Annotated in this window: 13 protein-coding genes and 1 pseudogene; 11 read left to right on the plus strand and 3 right to left on the minus strand. The window is 62.7% G+C overall.

From position 1 onward, the window contains the following. Positions 1-43: 43 nt before the first annotated feature. Positions 44-1,453, minus strand: a complete 1,410-nt coding sequence (gene purB, locus ACNPN0_RS10110; protein WP_332489310.1) for an adenylosuccinate lyase — start codon at positions 1,451-1,453, stop codon at positions 44-46. Here purB and ACNPN0_RS10115 point away from each other — a divergent pair. The 4 genes and pseudogenes from ACNPN0_RS10115 to ACNPN0_RS10130 all read left to right on the plus strand — a co-directional run bounded on the left by ACNPN0_RS10115 (position 1,434) and on the right by ACNPN0_RS10130 (position 4,759). Then, positions 1,434-1,865, plus strand: a complete 432-nt coding sequence (locus tag ACNPN0_RS10115; RefSeq protein WP_448937763.1) for a hypothetical protein — start codon at positions 1,434-1,436, stop codon at positions 1,863-1,865. The genes purB and ACNPN0_RS10115 overlap by 20 nt on opposite strands. A 2-nt stretch (positions 1,866-1,867) precedes the next feature. Further along, positions 1,868-3,217, plus strand: a complete 1,350-nt coding sequence (locus tag ACNPN0_RS10120) for a hypothetical protein (RefSeq protein ID WP_448937762.1) — start codon at positions 1,868-1,870, stop codon at positions 3,215-3,217. A 206-nt stretch (positions 3,218-3,423) separates the two neighbouring features. Beyond that, complete coding sequence (locus ACNPN0_RS10125; protein ID WP_448937761.1) at positions 3,424-3,906, plus strand: helix-turn-helix domain-containing protein; 483 nt, start codon at positions 3,424-3,426, stop codon at positions 3,904-3,906. 47 nt (positions 3,907-3,953) lie between these two features. Further along, positions 3,954-4,759, plus strand: a pseudogene (locus ACNPN0_RS10130) (IS3 family transposase). Between the two features lie 81 nt (positions 4,760-4,840). Here the strand turns inward: ACNPN0_RS10130 and ACNPN0_RS10135 are convergent. Beyond that, positions 4,841-5,227, minus strand: coding sequence for a phage holin family protein (locus ACNPN0_RS10135; protein ID WP_332503718.1), 387 nt, complete (start codon positions 5,225-5,227; stop codon positions 4,841-4,843). Between the two features lie 82 nt (positions 5,228-5,309). Here ACNPN0_RS10135 and ACNPN0_RS10140 point away from each other — a divergent pair, with 82 nt between their 5' ends. From ACNPN0_RS10140 to ACNPN0_RS10165, 6 genes are all read left to right on the plus strand, one after another. After that, on the plus strand, positions 5,310-6,419 hold the full coding sequence (locus tag ACNPN0_RS10140; protein ID WP_448937760.1) for a histidinol-phosphate transaminase: 1,110 nt from the start codon (positions 5,310-5,312) through the stop codon (positions 6,417-6,419). Positions 6,420-6,546: 127 nt separating this feature from the next. Beyond that, positions 6,547-7,689, plus strand: a complete 1,143-nt coding sequence (pdhA, locus tag ACNPN0_RS10145; RefSeq protein WP_105656216.1) for a pyruvate dehydrogenase (acetyl-transferring) E1 component subunit alpha — start codon at positions 6,547-6,549, stop codon at positions 7,687-7,689. Further along, positions 7,690-8,667: an alpha-ketoacid dehydrogenase subunit beta gene (locus ACNPN0_RS10150; RefSeq protein WP_133834092.1), complete on the plus strand. Its 978-nt coding sequence runs from the start codon at positions 7,690-7,692 to the stop codon at positions 8,665-8,667. A gap of 20 nt (positions 8,668-8,687) precedes the next feature. Next, on the plus strand, positions 8,688-10,103 hold the full coding sequence (locus ACNPN0_RS10155) for a dihydrolipoamide acetyltransferase family protein (protein ID WP_332731564.1): 1,416 nt from the start codon (positions 8,688-8,690) through the stop codon (positions 10,101-10,103). Positions 10,104-10,239: 136 nt separating this feature from the next. After that, complete coding sequence (locus ACNPN0_RS10160) at positions 10,240-11,745, plus strand: hypothetical protein (RefSeq protein ID WP_448937759.1); 1,506 nt, start codon at positions 10,240-10,242, stop codon at positions 11,743-11,745. Next, positions 11,745-14,321, plus strand: a complete 2,577-nt coding sequence (locus ACNPN0_RS10165) for a hypothetical protein (RefSeq protein WP_448937758.1) — start codon at positions 11,745-11,747, stop codon at positions 14,319-14,321. Before ACNPN0_RS10160 ends, ACNPN0_RS10165 begins: the two co-directional genes overlap by 1 nt. 31 nt (positions 14,322-14,352) lie before the next feature. On the opposite strand, the gene ACNPN0_RS10170 is transcribed toward ACNPN0_RS10165, so the two are convergent. Continuing rightward, a complete protein-coding gene (locus ACNPN0_RS10170) occupies positions 14,353-16,410 on the minus strand; it encodes a S9 family peptidase (RefSeq protein WP_448938895.1) in 2,058 nt (685 codons plus the stop codon). A gap of 205 nt (positions 16,411-16,615) precedes the next feature. Between ACNPN0_RS10170 and ACNPN0_RS10175 the strand changes: the two genes are divergently transcribed. Next, a complete protein-coding gene (locus ACNPN0_RS10175; RefSeq protein ID WP_448937756.1) occupies positions 16,616-17,392 on the plus strand; it encodes a hypothetical protein in 777 nt (258 codons plus the stop codon). The last annotated feature ends 39 nt before the right edge of the window (positions 17,393-17,431 follow it).

Below are 17,431 nucleotides of genomic sequence, written 5' to 3' on the forward strand. Positions count from 1 at the left end.
GGGCACCGCCGCTTCTATTTACGCAATTTCGGCTAAATGGACGTCATTTCTTCAGGTGGTCAACCAGCTGCGAAGCGATGCCGTTGTAGCTGCCCGGGGTCAGCGACTGCAGGCGGGTTTCGGCTTCAGCCGACAGGCCCAGCTCGCCAACGAATTCCTTCAGGCGGGCCGCATCCACGCGGTGGCCGCGGGTCAGGTCCTTCAGGCGCTCGTAGGGGTTGTCCATGCCTTCGACACCGGCGATAGCCTCGGCGCGCATGACCATCTGGATGGCCTCTGCAAGGACCTCCCAGTTGTGGTCCAAGTCGTCAGCCAGCACGGCTTCGGCGACAGACAGTCGATCCAAGCCCTTGGCAACGTTGGAGATTGCTAGCACCGAGTGGCCGATGGCGGTACCGATGTTGCGCTGCGAGGAGGAGTCGGTCAGGTCGCGCTGCCAGCGGCTGGTGACCAGGGTGGAACCCAGGGTGTTCAGCAGGCCGTTGGAGATCTCCAGGTTGGCTTCTGCGTTCTCGAAGCGGATCGGGTTGACCTTGTGCGGCATGGTCGAGGATCCGGTGGCGCCGGCCACTGGGATCTGCGCGAAGTAGCCGATGGAGATGTAGCTCCAGACATCGGTGCACAGGTTGTGCAGGATGCTGTTGAAGCGTGCAATGTCTGCGTAGACCTCTGCCTGCCAGTCGTGGGATTCGATCTGGGTGGTCAGCGGGTTCCAGGTCAGGCCCAGGTGCTCAACGAAACCTTTGGAGATCTGCTGCCAGTCAGCGGTCGGGACCGAAGCGTAGTGGGCAGCATAGGTGCCGGTAGCGCCATTGATCTTGCCCAGGTACTCGGTCTTCTCAACGCGGTCCAGCTGGCGGGTCAGGCGCCACGCCAGAACTGCCAGTTCCTTGCCCAGGGTGGTTGGGGTGGCTGGCTGGCCGTGGGTGCGCGAGAGCATCGGCACGTCGCGGGAGTCCTCGGCCATCTTGGCCAGCTGTGCCACCAGGTCGCGGGCTGCCGGCAGCCATACCTGCTGCACGCCGCCCTGGACGCCCAGAGCGTAGGACAGGTTGTTGATGTCTTCAGAGGTGCAGCCGAAATGCACCAGCGGCTTGAGGTTGCCAATGCCGATCGCTTCCAGGCGGTTAGCGATGTAGTACTCGACAGCCTTCACATCGTGAACGGTGACAGCTTCGATCTCTGCCAGTTCCTTCACGGAATCAGCGTTGAAATCGGTGACGATCTTGCGCAGTGCTGCCTTCTGTTCCGCAGAAAGCGGGGAGGTGCCTGGAAGAACGGAGTTATCGGTCAAGTGGATCAGCCATTCAACTTCAACGTGAACGCGATCGCGGTTCAAAGCCGCTTCGGAAAGGTAGTCGACCAGCGGTGCCACGGCGCTGCGGTAGCGTCCGTCGAGGGCAGTCAAAGCCAGTGGTTCATTAGCAAGGGAAGTGCGCGCAATCTCAGCCATACTCATATTCTTCCATCCTCGGCGCTACATCACATCTTTTACTTCACTGCTGTTTCCACAACCGGTCGCCAAACGTGCTGGTGCCCCATTGTTGCTGTCCATGATGGTGGACAAATTCTCAAGGATGCGGAGCAAGGAAATGATGTTTCAAGCGACGCTGCTGACGGTGGCAAGTCAGCTCGATGACGCCCAGAAAACCACTAAGTTCGCCATCGCACAGTTGGGTTCAATCCGGGCATTGACTTGGAATTCAAAGGCTGGCAAGGCGTTTCTAGACAATGTTGAGGAGCTGAGCCAGCGACTGGAAATGCTCAATGGCGAGCTGAACAACGCTGAAGAGTACTTGGGGGTTGCCATGCGTGAGATCCAAAACCTCGAAGCGCAAATCATGAACCAGAGATTGGCCTCGTAGCCATGGGATATGAAGTCAATTACAACGAGCCGGATTACGCCCAGGCAGGGGAAATCTGCCAGCGGGTTGCTCGCGACATCAATGGCATATCCGACGCTTTACTCAGGGCCGCGCAGGCTGCGGACAGTTGCCAGGGGGACCTGAATCTGCAGTGCATGGCAGCAGGCATTGAAGCCAGGGGCTATGGCATCGGGCATCTAGGCGATTTGATCAGAGACAGCTATCAGCAGGCCAGGGAAGGCGAAATCATAGCGTTCGAACTTACCGGAAAGGTCTCTGCGGCCATGCGGAATTATGAGGTTGCCGAAGCCGCAGTTGAACGGATGATGCTCGTAAGCACCAGCGCAGTACTGGTCGGGGACTTCATATCCAAGACCCGCGATAACGGCTGGCGTCCGCCGAGGGAAAGCATGGAGACCTTTTTGCGCTTGCTGATGTCCTACATCCCGCACTGGCCCTTGGCGCCGAATATGACCTTGACCGAGCAAATCGAAGGTACCGCCAAGTCGCTGTCGCGGATTATGCGGCTGCTGGGGTCAAACCGGGATACCGAAATAGAGCTCGCAGGGCAAGATCCAGCTCAGACGGTTGAACTGGATGGCAAGATGAGAAGCTATTTCCAGCTGCACGAAAAGCTGGAGGGCGAAGGCACGGAGAACAACGGAAAGATCATGATCGTCGAAGCTGACGATGAAACTTATATCGCGCTCTTTCCGGGGACGCAGGATGACGCCGAAGTTCCTTCGCCTTTCGGCCCGGAAGGCATCGCTGACGGCTTCGGGGTGGAATCCGAGAATTTTGTGGAACCGCTCGATGAAGCATTAAGGCTCAGCGGAGCGAAAGAGGGCGATGAAGTAATCCTCTCCGGCTACTCGCAAGGAGGCATTCACGTAGCCCAGCTGACGAAGAACAAGTTCTTGAAGCGCAAGTACAAGCTGAACAAGGTGCTGACCCTTGGTTCTCCCATCGGCACTATTGATCTGCCAGAGGATGTCCGCAGCCTATCCGTAGAAGACCGAAAAGATATGGTGCCCGGCACCGATGGCGGACCCAATCCCCGCAAGGGCGAGCATTACACCACCACTTTCCCAGGTCCGCGCGAGCACATGCAGGACATCTTGCCCGAAGACGGGCTCTTCGGCCCGTCGCATCACCTCAAGAATTACGGTGACCACCTCGTGGAACTCGATGAGGACCCGAAACTGGAAATCAGAGAGCATCTGAAGCAGTTCTACCTTCCCGAATCCCCGCTGAAAATCCGCATGTTCAAGCTGGAGCGCAAGCAAAAAGAACGTCCGCCCTTGAAGGAAGAAGACAAGGAGCGGCTCAAGCACATGGCACCACGCCACTAAAGCGCTCAAGAACTGCAACCAGCCGGCCGGATCAGCATCACCGGGTATCACCGTGCTGATGAATGGTGCTGTGGATCAGGGCAGAAGATGGGACGCTGATCGGGGCCGGCGAATCGGATATTAACGAAAGAGGACGGCACCTGTGGGATTGAACTGCTCCCCAGAAGTTGGACTATAAAAGTCAACAACTTTTGGGGAGCATTTTTATGCGCGCACGAAGCACACTATCGGAGCATCAACGCGAGCAACTCGTTGCATTCTTCGAGCAAGGATACGGATATTGGGTCGCGGCATCAATGGTCAATGCGGGCGTAAACGCGACCCTGCGCCTCTATGAGCGGTGGCGGTTACATGGCAGGCTATGCCTCATGGAGAAACCAACCAAAACGCAGTATTCCTTCGAGACCAAGAAGGAAGTCGTTGACCGTTTCCTTGCAGGTGAAACGGCCATGGAACTTGCCACCGAGTTCCAGCTCAGCTCCATTATCCTAGTCCAAACTTGGGTACGGGCCTGGCGAAAAGACGGCGATGAAGCACTGATGCCGAAACCTAAAGGACGCCCTAAAGGCTCCGCTATGAAACCACCGTTGAGCGAAGAAGACAAGCTCCGCCAAGAAAACAAACGGCTGTTAGCCAAGGTGGCTTATCTGGAAAAACTCCGAGACTTGAGGGATCAGGGACACCGCTAAAAACCCAAGCGATTGTCACTCTCAAGTCAGAGCACGATCTCGCTGACCTGCTTGCCGTAGCTGGCTTGGCCAGGTCAACCTATTACTACCATCTGAAGTTGATGGATCAGACAGATCCGTATGCGGACCTCAAAGCAGCCATCACCACGTCGTTTGAGAACAGTAAACGACGCTACGGGTACCGAAGAGTCCACATGGACCTGCGCGCTCAAGGATGGGCCATCGGCATGAAGCTGGTCCGTAAGCTCATGAGAATCCTAAATTTTCAGTCCAAAGCGCGCCCTAAGCGACGCTACAACTCGTACCAGGGCGAGCAGAGCAAGATCGCTGAAAACCTGTTGCAACGACAGTTTGACGTGGAAACCCCGGATACTGTTTACGTCAGTGACGTGACAGAGTTTCGGGTTGATCAGAGGAAACTGTATTTGCCTCCCATCATGGATCTGTTTGACCACAGCATCTTGAGCTACACGATCGCTTCGTCACCGACTACGGCGTTCACCAACGAAAGTTTGGCACAGGCTTTAGGGTCGAGGGACTTCGGCAAGAAGCTGTTGGTGCATACGGATCAGGGGTTCCAGTATCAGCATCGGTCGTGGAAGGCCTTGCTGGAGGAGCATGGTGTGCAGTGCAGTCCATGTCGCGTAAAGGGAATTGCTTCGACAACTCGGTCATGGAGAATTTCTTCGGTCATCTCAAGTCGGAGATGTTCCATGGAGAGCACTTCGCAGATTTCGAGGATCTCAAGGTGGAGATTGAGACGTACATCGATTGGTACAACGTTAGTCGGCGTCAGGAACGACTGAAGGGTATGGCACCGATGGAATATCGATGCCGTACCCTTGCAGCCTGAGCGGGACTATTATTTAGTTAGTCCAACTTCAGGGACCCAGTTCAGGATGCCGTCCTCTTCTTGTACTGCGTCGAATACCGCTTACTCGTTCTCGCTCTTGACGAACAATCCGAGGACCGCAGAGACGATGGAGATGATAATCGTGCCGGAGATGGCATCCCACCAGAACTGCTCGATGACCAGTTCAATCGGGGTGAAGGTCGTCAGCCATGAAGTCAGCAGGAGCATCAGGGCGTTAATCACGATGGTGAACAAGCCCAAGGTGAGGCAGGTGATTGGCAAGGAGAACAGCTTGACGATCGGACGGACCAAGGCGTTGACCAATCCGAAGATTGCGCCAACCGCCAAATAGGCGATGACCGTGCTTACTGCACCTTCGCCGGCCGCGACGATCTTGAGGCCGGGCACAATCCAGACGGCGGCGGCGAGGGCAAGCGCATTGACGATGACTCGAATCAGAAAGCTCATGCCTTAACTTTGGCATAGAAATCTGGGATTAGGATGAACCGCAGATATCGCTAAACCCTTAGTGAGGGCTAGGCTTTGAGGTATGACTGAGAACCCGGTGACCCAAGATCAGGTGCAGCCACGCTCTGTAGTTGCACGTTTGCCCAAATACGCTGCGGGCAAGCCGCCTGCCTCTATTGAAGGCGCGAGAGCTTACAAGCTGTCATCGAATGAAATTCCCTTCGGTCCCTTGGACGCTGTGCATCGGGCGGTCGTGGAGCAGTCCAGCCTGAATCGCTACCCTGATCCGCTATCGACCAAGCTGCGCGAAGCACTTTCCGAGTACTTGGACGTTCCTGCGGAAGACATCGTGACCGGGGCCGGTTCCCTTGGCGCGTTGGTGCAGATCCTGAACGCCTTCGCGGGCCAGAACGAAGACGGCATCCAGGATGAAGTCATCTATGCGTGGCGTTCCTTCGAGGCCTACCCAATCCTCGTGCAGACTGCCGGTGCGCTGCCCGTTGAAATCCCGTTGCTGGAAGACGGGCGCCACGATCTGGAATCCATGATCGCAGCGGTGAACGAGAACACTTCAGTCATCTTGCTGTGCACACCGAATAACCCCACCGGTCCGGTACTCAGCCAGGCCGAAGTCGATGACTTCCTGGCACGGGTTCCGAAGAACGTGCTGGTTGTCCTGGATGAGGCCTACACCGAGTTCGTCCGCGACGAGAAATCGGTGGATGGCATCCATACCTACAACGAGAACGAAAATGTGGTTCTCCTGCGCACTTTCTCGAAGGCTCACGGCCTGGCGAATCTCAGGGTGGGCTACTCGGTGGCTCACCCGGAGATCACCGATAACATCCGCGTAGTGGCCACCCCGTTTGCCGTCTCCAGCGTGGCCGAGGATGCCGCGGTCGCTTCGCTGGCCCACATCGACCAGGTGCTTGAGCGCGTTGAGGGCTTGGTCATGGAACGCGAACGAGTTGCCTCGGCCCTGTCCGGGCAGGGCTGGAAGATTCCTTCCACCCAGGCGAACTTCGTCTGGCTTCCGCTGGGCGAAAAGACCGATGAGTTCGTCGAGCGGGCAAACGCCGTGGCGCTGTCGGTGCGCGGCTTCTCGAACGAAGGAGTGCGCGTCTCCATCGGCGAAGTTGAAGCAAACGATCGTTTTATTGAACTGTGCAAGGAATCACTAGACCTGGCATAGGGGCAACTGGTGCTGATTTCTCGCGTTTTAGCGGTCAGTGCCTATAGGCTTAGAAATTAGACAAGCCGTATATGTCCCATGCGGAATGTATTCCGTGTGGGGCATATTTATGACCGAAGGATGATAAATGACGCGTGCTGCGACCGAGGCGACGGAGCCGGATCTGATTCAGATCCTGACTCCGGACGGCCAGCGTCAGTCCCATGGAACGTACGATGCGTATCTGGGTGACGTTGATGATGACATGCTTCGCGGCTTCTACCGCGACATGGCATTGACCCGTCGATTCGACCAAGAGGCCACAGCATTGCAGCGCCAGGGCCAGTTGTGCCTCTGGGTTCCGCTGCGCGGGCAGGAAGCGGCGCAGATCGGTTCCGGCCGTGCCACCCGCCGAAGCGACTACATCTTCCCCACCTACCGCGAGCACGGCGTGGCACTGACCCGCGATGTGTCCTTCTCCGAAATGCTGCGCCTGTTCCGCGGCATCTCCGGAGGCGGCTGGGATCCCCGGGAAAACAACTTCCACATGTACACCATGGTGCTTGCCGCGCAGATGCCGCATGCCGCCGGTTATGCAATGGCTTTGAACATGGAACAGCGCGGCTGGGATGAAGCACGTCGCGCCAAGGAGGGCAACGCCGTAGTCGCCTACTTCGGCGATGGCTCCTCCACCGAGGGCGAAACCCATGAGTCCATGGTCTTCGCCAGCTCCTTCAACGCACCGGTGGTCTACTTCTGCCAGAACAACCAGTGGGCGATCTCCGTTCCTTTCGAGGTCCAGTCCAAAGTGCCGCTGGTCAACCGCGCCGCAGGCTACGGCATGCCGGGAGTGCGCGTGGATGGCAACGACGTGCTGGCCGTTCTGGCGGTCACCCGCTGGGCGCTGGAACACGCACGAAGCGGCAAGGGCCCGGTCCTCATTGAGGCCGTCACCTACCGCCTCGGCGCGCATACCACCGCCGATGATCCAACCAAATACCGCATGAGCGAAGAAGAGGCCCAGTGGGCCCCGAAGGACCCGCTGATCCGCCTGGAAACCTACCTGCGCGAGAACAACCTGGTTGACGACGCCTACTTCGAGCAGCTGGCCGCCGACGCTGATGCGATGGCTGCCAAGGTCCGCGAAGACGCCATGGCCTTCCCTGTCCCGCCGCTGGCCAAGTCCTTCGAGCAGGTCTACGCCGAAGCGCATCCACTGATCCAGGAAGAACTGGCCTGGCATCTGGAATACGAAGCAGGATTCGCCGATGCGGCTGAGGGAGAGCACTAAATGACCACCACAATGACCCTGGCCAAGGCCATTACCAGCGGCCTGGACAAGGTGCTGGAGTCCAATGGCAAGTCTCTGCTGATGGGCGAGGACATCGGGCGCCTCGGCGGCGTCTACCGCATCACCGACGGGCTGATCGACAAGTATGGCGAGCACCGCGTCATCGACTCGCCGCTGGGCGAGGCCGGCATCGTCGGCACCGCCGTGGGCATGGCCCTGCGCGGCTTCAGCCCGCTGGTGGAAATCCAGTTCGACGGCTTCGTCTTCCCGGCTTTCAGCCAGATCACCACCCAGCTGGCCAAGATGCACGCCCGCTCCGAGGGGCGTCTGACCACGCCTGTAGTCATCCGCATCCCTTACGGCGGCGGCATCGGCTCCATCGAGCACCACTCCGAATCCCCGGAGGCGCTGTTCGCCCACACCGCGGGCCTGCGCATCATCACCCCGTCCAACGCGCATGACGCCTACTGGATGATCCAGCAGGCAGCCAGCTGCCAGGACCCGGTGATCTTCTTCGAGCCCAAGCGCCGCTACTGGCTCAAGGGCGAGGTCGATACCGAAACCCCGGCGCTGGATGCCTTCAAGGCGCAGGTGGTCCGCCCGGGCACCGACGCGACCATCGTCGCCTACGGTCCGCTGGTGCCGATCGCCCTGGCTGCCGCTGATGCCGCGCTGGAAGATGGCCGGTCCATCGAGGTCATCGACCTGCGCTCGCTGTCGCCGATCGATTTCGACACCATTACCGAATCGGTGCAGAAGACCGGCCGGCTGATTGTCACCCACGAAGCGCCGACCTTCGGCGGCCTGGGCGGCGAAATCGCGGCCCGCATCACCGAGCGCGCCTTCCTCTCGCTGGAAGCCCCAGTGCTGCGCGTGGGCGGGTTCCACATGCCTTACCCGATTTCCAAGGTGGAGTCCCAGTACCTGCCGGACATCGACAAGTTGCTTGAAGCCCTCGACCGGTCTTTCGCTTACTAAGCGGAATCCAAGGAGTAGTAATGACAGTCTTTAATCTCCCCGATGTGGGCGAAGGCCTGACCGAAGCGGATATCGCCTCCTGGAAGGTCAAGGTGGGCGACACCGTTGAGGTCAACCAGATTTTCGTGGAAATCGAAACCGCGAAGTCGCTGGTCGAGCTGCCCTGCCCCTTCGCCGGGGTGGTCACCGCATTGCACGCGGCCGAGGGCGATACCGTACTCGTGGACAACCCGCTGATCACCATCGATGAAGAAGGCAACGCGGCACCTCCAACCGGCGTGCCCGAAGCAGCCGAAGCCCTGAGCACAGCCGCACCGCAGGCCTCGGAGGAACCCGGCCCGCTGGTCGGATCGGGCCCCACCGCTGATGCCTCGGTGCGCCGGGCACGCACCACCCGCCCCGCTCCTTCGACGGCCGGTGCGCGAACCGCAGCGGTGCGCGCCTCCGGCTCCGCCTTGGCCGAGACCATCTCGCGCCGCGCGCAGTCCCTGGGTACCGCGGTGACCCGCGAAGTCGACCGCCGCAAGCCTGCGGTGGCGAGCTTCGTGGACCGCGTGCTGGCCAAGCCGCCGGTACGCCGGCTGGCCAAGGAGCTGGGCATCGACATCAACGACGTGGTGGGCACCGGCAACCAGGGCGAGATCACCCGCGAAGACGTCAACAGCTACCAGGCCCAGCGCGAAGCCGAGCACGCAGCGGCGCCAACCTACTGGGCCCACGGCCAGCTGGCCGATGCCCGCGTGGAACGCACCCCGGTGCGCGGCGTGCGCAAAGCCACCGCCAAGGCCATGGTCGACTCGGCCTTCACCGCACCGCATGTCTCGATCTTCGTGGATGTGGATGCCAGCCGAACCATGGAATACGTGCAGCGCCTGAAGAAGTCCCGCGACTTCGAGGGCATCAAGGTCTCGCCGCTGCTGGTGCTGGCCCGTGCCGTGATCTGGGCGGCGGCCCGCAACCCTTCGGTGAACGCCAGCTGGGTGGAAACCGCAAACGGCGCCGAGATCCACCAGAAGCGCTTCATGAACCTGGGCATCGCCGCAGCCACCCCGCGCGGCCTGCTGGTGCCGAATATCAAGGACGCCCAGAACCTGAACATGAAGGAACTGGCCATCGCCCTGAACGATCTGGCCACCACCGCTCGTGCCGGCAAGACCCGTCCCGAGGACATGCGCGATGGCTCGCTGAGCATCACCAACATCGGCGCGCTGGGCATCGACACCGGAACCCCGATCATCAACCCGGGCGAAGTAGCCATCGTTGCCTTCGGCACGATCCGCCAGAAGCCATGGGTCATCGACGGCGAAGTAGTCCCGCGCTGGATCACCACCCTGGGCGGCTCCTTCGACCACCGCGTGGTTGATGGCGACCTCTCGGCCCGCTTCATGGCCGACGTGGCGTCGATCCTGCAGGAACCGGCGATGCTGCTGGACTAAGGGCTCCCGGACCAGCGAGGCAGTCCACCGCCCCGCGCAGAACCTTTAGGGGATCTGCGCGGGGCGGTGTCGTCCCCGCGGTTCGAAATGTTCCTTGAGCAGGGTTATTCAAACCCCTGTTGATACAGTTGTTCCCATGAACCGCACGTGTTGCACCGACCTGAAGTACCCCGGCAAGCTGCTGCTCGCGGGCCTGTTCGCAGCCCTGGGACTGGGCCTGGGACTGGGTGCCGTGCCGGCGCAGGCAGCCGCGGATCCAACTCAGCCAGAGGCCACGGCACCGGTCTACCCCTCGGCGACGCCCGACGATGACTCCGCAGATGAAGGCACCGTCCTCATCCCGTCGGTGACCTCGCAGGAAGGCAACTTCTACCTGGCGGTCACCGATGCGGCACTCGATGAGGTGGATTCGGAACGGATCATGGACCAGGTCAGGCAGGCCGTGGGCGAACAGGATGCGAAGATCCTGCTCGGTGTGGACCAGGAACCCAACAACCTCAAGGGCGCAGGGCAGCTGGTGCGCGGGATGCTGATGTTCGGCGACAGCGACGCGCTGAGCGATGACTGGCTGGAGAACGGAAAGACCCTGGGCTATGTCGGGGAAGGCTGGATCGCCATCGGCGTGATGCTTCCCCAGGAAGCCGGGGATCCGGTGGAAATCGCCGTGGATCCCGGGCGCGACGTGCGCGAAACCGCACCGGGAAGCCAGCAGCGGATCCTGGAGGCAGGGCAGGGAGAGTTCGCCGCCGGGGATTACACCGCGGGGATCACCGCCGTCGCGCTGGCCACCACCCAGCAGCTTCAGGCACCGCCTGACCGGACACTGGCCAAGGTGATCGCCGTGGGCGCGCTCGCCGCGGCCCTTGCATTCCTGCTCGCATGGGCCTGGCGTGCCAAGCGCCGCAAGGCCCGGCAGGCAGCCGCCGCCGATCGCAACAAGCAGGCCGAGCTGCTCGAATCACGGATCCAGCGGGCAAGCATTTACCTGGACCGCCATCCGGTGCCCGATCCCGGCCTGGCGGGGGAGAGCCGCTTGGCGCAGGTCATGGCAGAACTTGAAAGGCAACGGGCCGGCTCCCAGCCAGGGGCCTTGCGCGCATTGGGTATGGCCCCGGATTCCCTGCAGCCGCAGCAGGTCTCCGAAGCGCAGCTGGCCCAGCTGCGCGACCGCGAGCACGAGCTCTCGCTGCTGCGCGGAGCGGTGCAGCTGGCCCACGCCTTCACGGCACGGCCACGGGATTCGCGCGAGTCCTGGAACCGGATTTTCGCATACCACCGTGCACGGCTGGAGGACCTGGCGCTGTTCCTCGATCTTCCCGGTGCCGGGCAACTGGCTTGCGCGCAGGCCGCGCGCACCGCGATCATCACGCATACCGATGAGCTGCAGCTGCTGCACACCCGCCTGAGCCGCAGGAGTAGCGGCGCGGATACGGCCCCGGGGATCCTGGACAGGCTGTGGGAACTGCGCGACGAACTCGATGGCGTGTTGCACGATGCACTGGCCCAAGCCCGCCAGGCGAGGCTGAAGATTCCCCACGGCCTGGGCGAATCAATGGAGGGCGCGCAGCGGAAAACCGATCCGATGGAGGACGATCCCATCGCGGTGCTCCGGAATTTCGCGCCAGGAAGCGGGACCCGCTGATGCCGGCCCGCTTGATGCATGATTCCACCGGGCGGCGGTTGCACCGCCCGTACCATTGGACTGCCATCGCCGCCATCGTCATGGCGCTGGTGACCACCGCGCTGGGCGTGCGTGCGGTGCTGGCCGTGCAGGCAGCCAACGTCCCGGACCCCTACGAGGTCCAGGTGGTGGTCCGCGGCGATAACGGCTTCAACATCACCCAGCAGGCGGTGGACGCCGAGCTGGCCCGGCACCCGGTGCGTGCCACGGCCCCGCTGGAGCTGGTCATCACCGACCGCTGGCTCACGGGTGATGAACTGCTGCGCGGGCAGGTGCCGGAAAACCAGATCATCGTCTCGACCAGGATGGAGAACAGGGATCCCGGGCTAAGCGACGCTGAACAGCGCTTCGCCGGGGTGGGCCTGGACCGCAGCCTTGCAGCATCCGAGGACGCGCATACCGACCTGCGCTTCGACATCGAGCACGCCTTCACCAAGAACGTTTCGGTAGGCCATGGGCCCAAGGCGGCGGTGGCCGCCGCGCATACTGCCGCCGTGCTGCTGGACGATTCGCCCAGCAGCTCGGCGATCTTCTGGTTCGCGGCCGTGGGTGCGAGCGCCATGCTCACCGCCGCATTCCTGGCCAGCGCCCTGCGCTTCCGCTCGCGGTGGGCATCGCGCCACAGGCGGCTGGCCGCGGCGCAGCGCAAGCTGGCCCGCGTGCTCCTGGACCTCGAAGCACTGGAAGCCACCTACCAGGCCACCGACCAATCGCGCCGTCCTGCCGGCTTCACCAAGGCGTGGCGGCAGCTCGAATCCCTGTCCCTGGATGCCGCCCGCCGCGAAGCGCCCTTGGTGCGCTCGCTGTTCACCCGGGCTGAATGCCTGGAACAGAGCACCGGGCAGCAGCTGGCGGCCTTCGAGGCCGACACGCGCAAGCTGACGGAACTGGCCGACTCGCTGATGGGCGCCGGCTCGGTGCATGCGCACCTGGCTGGCACCGGATCCACCTTCGACAAGCTCAGCAGCCCGATCAACGATGCGGCCACGGCGCTGCTGATCCGGCTGGACACCGCTCCGGGCACCATGGTGGCCGGCAAGGACCTGGCGGATTTCCGCAGTGCCCTCGGCGAACTGCTCAATGCCGCCCATGGCGATACCAGCCAGCGCACCGCCATCGAGCGCTGGGCCGAGGCCGAACGGCGGCTGGCGAAGCTCGCCGGGAAGATCGCTGCCCGGCTGCGCCGTTATCCGCGGGGCCTGCAGCAGCCGGTGCCCCAGATCGGCGCCCAGCACAATGAGCTGCGCGCCAGCCTGGGCTTGCCGCCGGTCACCAAGCAGAGCGCTTTGCAGCAGATCGCCACGGCGAACTCGCTGGCCCGCGGGATTCTCGGCGATACGCTTCAGGCCGATCAGGAGGCAGACGGCATGCCGCGCGAGCCCGGTGCCTGGCGGCGCGCGCTGGCCAAGTTCGCCGGCACCGTGGGCACCGAGGGCGATGAACCGCCCAAGCTGCGCCGGGCGTGGATGGCGGGGCTGCTCTCTGCCCTGCTGCTGGGCAGCCTGATCGCCGCGGGGCTCATCGTGTCGTCGGTAGCCAACGAGCCTGGACGCACCCATGAGGGGTCCGGACGGGGGATGGAACTTGAAATCGATGACCAGGGAAAGCTGGTCGACGAGGCCGAGATCCGCCGGTACATGGAAGAGGACTTCGACACCCCGCAGCAGATCCTGGTTGCGGTGCGCGATGCCGAAGCCTACCTGGAACTCAAGCACTTCGACGGCTCGGAATACCGCGATTCGACGCCCGAGAGCGTGCGCACAGCGATCTTGCGGATCAAGGACGAATACTCCGATCGCGCGGATCCGGCCAACGGCGAGCTGCCCGAGGACCTGACGATCATCCCGCTGCTGATCACCGACGAGGGCAAGGGAATCGTCCCCGGGCTGATCTCGGGGGCAGTCATCAGCGGCACCGCCTCCTGGGGCACGACCGGCGGGTGGGAGCATGGAAGCATCTACGAGTCGAACTATCCGGCCATGGAAGCCGCCAGCGCGGCCGAGGGCTTCGCCGTGGTGCTCAAGCAGGCCGGCTACGAGCAGCCGGACTACAGCACCTCGCTGCTGTACTGGATGCTCGTGTTCATGCTGTTCTTCACGGTGGTCAACGTGGTCCAGGTCCTCCAGTACCTGCTCGGGGCGACCTCGCAGCTGACCCGGTTCTCCCGCGGCTCGCGGTCCGTCCAGCATTCGCGCCGGCAGCTGGAGGAGCTGGCCATGGGCTTGGAGGATTCGCAGATCAATGCGGTGGCCGTGCTCGGCGCGACCGCGGCCGGGAATGCGGACGAGGCCGGGCAGCGATTGTTCGAGCGGGCCTTGATGATGGCGTGGCGCGAAGCCCAGGAATTATCCTCGATGACCCTGGGCCAGCGGCTTGCCGCCGGCTATGCCCAGCGCGCGGCGCATCTGGCCCGGCTGGTAGCGCTGCTGGGCGAACGCGATGCCGACGTGGCGCGGCGGGCCAAGGCCCTGGTGCTGGCCAGCCGCGGTGCCGGGGGAGATGCTCCAGCGCCAGTGGAACTGCCGGGGCAGAAATGACTCCGCCCCGGCAGTCCGGCACTGCGCGGTTCTAGCCCAGCAGCTCGGGCAGTTCCTGCGGCGCGTTGCCCAGCACCTTCTGGGAAAGGAACTCGGTGACTACCTGGTACCAGATTTTGGCGTGCTGCGGGGACAGCACCCAGTGGTTCTCATCCGGGAAGTACAGGAACTGGTGCTCGGTGCTGCCGTCTTCCTTCTGGGGCAGCCCCGAATCGGCTAGCAGCTCGTACCACAGGCGCAGGCCCTCGCCGATGGGCACCCGGTAGTCCTTGTCGCCGTGGATGACCAGCATCGGGGTGACGATGCTGCCCACCGAATGATGCGGAGAGTTCTGCTCGCGCATTTCGGGGCTCATCTCGCGGGTCCAGTAGAACGCGGCGTCGGTGGTCTTGCCGAAGCCTTCCAGCGCCCACAGGCTGGCATGGGTGACGATGGCCTTGAAGCGGTCGGTGTGCCCAGCCACCCAGTTGGCCATGTAGCCGCCGAAGGAGCCGCCCATGGCGGCGGTGCGGGTTTCATCGATGTCCGGCCGCGCCTCGGCGGCATCGGTGATGGCCAGCAGGTCAGTGTACGGTTCCTGGCCCCAGCGGCCCCAGCCGCGCTGGATGAACTCCTGGCCGTAGCCGGTGGACAGGGCCGGATCCGGCAGCAGCACGGCATAGCCCTGGGCCACCAGCAGCCACGGGCTCCAGCGCCAGCTCCAGGCATTCCACGAGCCCAGCGGCCCGCCGTGGATCCACAGCAGCAGCGGCGCCTTGTCGGCGGCAGAAGCGGTGGCGGGCAGGGCCAGCCAGGCGCGGATGCTCGACCCGTCTTCGGCGGTGGCTGAGACCTCGGTGAGCGTTCCGGGCAGGGCAGGGCGGGCAACCGGAGAGCGCAGCTCGGTCAGTGCCGCGAATTCGCCTTGCTCAAGATTTCCGGTGTGCGCCAGGTCGATGGCCACGGGCTCGGCGGGGTACAGGTAGCTGGAACGCAGCGCGTAGGCGGTACGCGAGTCGCTGCTGATAGCCAGATCGGTGTACGCGCCGTCATCGGTGAGCCGGGTGATCTTGTCGTTGTACAGGCTCAGATGGAAGACCGGGGCGTGGCCGTTGTCATCGGCGGTCAGCAGCAGCGAGCGCCCGTTGGGAACCCACTGCAGGTCATTGACCCAGCGGTCCCAGCCGGCGGCGATCCGGTGGGTGGCGCCGTCGGCCAGATCCATCAGCCACAACTCGAAGACCGGGGCGGTATCGGCGGTGGAACGCTCCCAGCGGGCGTAGGCCAGCTGGGTTGAATCCGGGCTGATCTTGCCCAGCGTATATTCGTACGTGTCGTCGGGGGCCAGCAGCATTTCGTGGGCGCCGGTGTGCAGGTCGATGCGCATCACTCCCGGGGCTGAGGAAGCCCGGCCTTCGGGAACCTGCCATTCGGTGACCAGGAAACTGCCATTGGAAGCAACGTCGTAGGAGGTATCCTCCAGATTCGCGCCGATGCCCGGGGTGAGGTCGGTGAGCTGGGTACTGGTGGCTTCCTGCAGGCCCGGCAGGGACCCGGTGTAGTAGTGCGGGGTGGACGGGCCCAGATCTTCGTCCCAGTAGCGGACCGGGTAGCCGGTGTGCAGGATCGCCGAGACCTTCTTGTCCTTGCGGCCGGTGCGCAGTGCCGCTTCGGCGTCCAGGTCCTTGGCGCGGGAGAAAGCCGAGGCGCGCAGCACGATGATCTGCGGGGACTGCTGGCAGATCCGCAAGGACTGCACCCCGGCAGGGTGGGAAATCACCGAGCGGGCTTCGCCTCCTGCTACCGGCAGGATCCAGCCTTCGGCCTTGGCGTCTTCCTTCGACGAGCGCTTGGCCACGAAGAGCAGGTCGCCGTTGGCGGTGAACTGCGGTTGCGATTCGCCGTGCTCGCCGAACGTCAGCCTGCGTGCTGGTTCTTCGCCTTTGGGATCCAGCGACCAAAGGGCGCTTTCGTATTTCGTCCCGTCCTCGGAAAGCTCGCTGAGGGTGGTGACGAGCTTGGTGCCGTCGGGGGAGAGCGCCAGGCCGCCGAGGCGGCCCAGGCCGATAAATGAATCTAAATTATGAAATGAATGCTTAGAGTGTTCCACTTCACATATCTTGCCACTGTTCGCGGCTGGGCACTACCGGAAATCGAAAATTACCTGGCATCGGGAGCACGACCGGGACAACTTGCAACTAAGGCGTGATGCCGCCGCTATTGGAAAAACCTGCAATTGAGTGGAGGATGAATTCAATGGGGGAGCTCGCGATGTCAGCTGCATGACCGGATCATGGATCAAGGAGTTGGAAAAGATGAACCGTGCCAGAACCCGTCTCGGCGCGCTCCCGATGATGTGCGCAGCAGCGCTGATGCTGGCTGCCTGCCAGGGAGCCCAGCCGGACTCGACACCCAGCCAGGACCCTGCGCCAAGCGGCACGTCGCCATCGGCAAGTGCCAGCGCGCCGGAGGCTTCGAGTCCCGAATCCAGCCCATCGCCAAGCGCCGAAAGCCCGGATGCGCCAAGCACGGCGGCGCCCGAGCTGAGCCAAGAGCATGAAGTGCATAGCATCCAGTTCATGACCCCGGAGCAGTGGACCGCCACCGGGGATGACTGCGAGGGTGAATGCACCGAATGGGATGAATGGGAGATCAAGGACGTGCAGGGCAAGCATGTGCTCACGCTGATCCCCACCACGGCAACCTCGCCGGATGGGGACATGTCGCTGTACGAGCGGGAGCTACTGGACCGCGAAGAGCTGCCGGACCCCGGAGCTGGCACCGGCTTCCATCCCGCCAGCCTCATTGCCGAGTTCTGGGAATCGACCAGCCAGGAAGATGGCGAGAAGGATTCCGGGTTCGATATTGCCCTGGTCGATGACCAAGTGCTCGCCCAGCGCAATGAGAACCCGGATCTGAACTTCTTCAAGGTCGGCGAGCAGTCGCCGATGATGTGGGTCGAAGAGGACTATCTGGAAGACCACGGCGTCCCGGATGACCCGGTGAAGCAGCAGGCGCAGCAGTTCCTGGATACCCAGGAATACGCGTTGGTGCGCGAAATCCTGCTCAGCGTGCAGCCGGCCAAGGGCTAGGCCAAGCCCGGAACGCAAGAAAAGAGCCGGCCCGGAAGC

The sequence above is a fragment of the Glutamicibacter sp. AGC84 genome, from assembly GCF_053543575.1.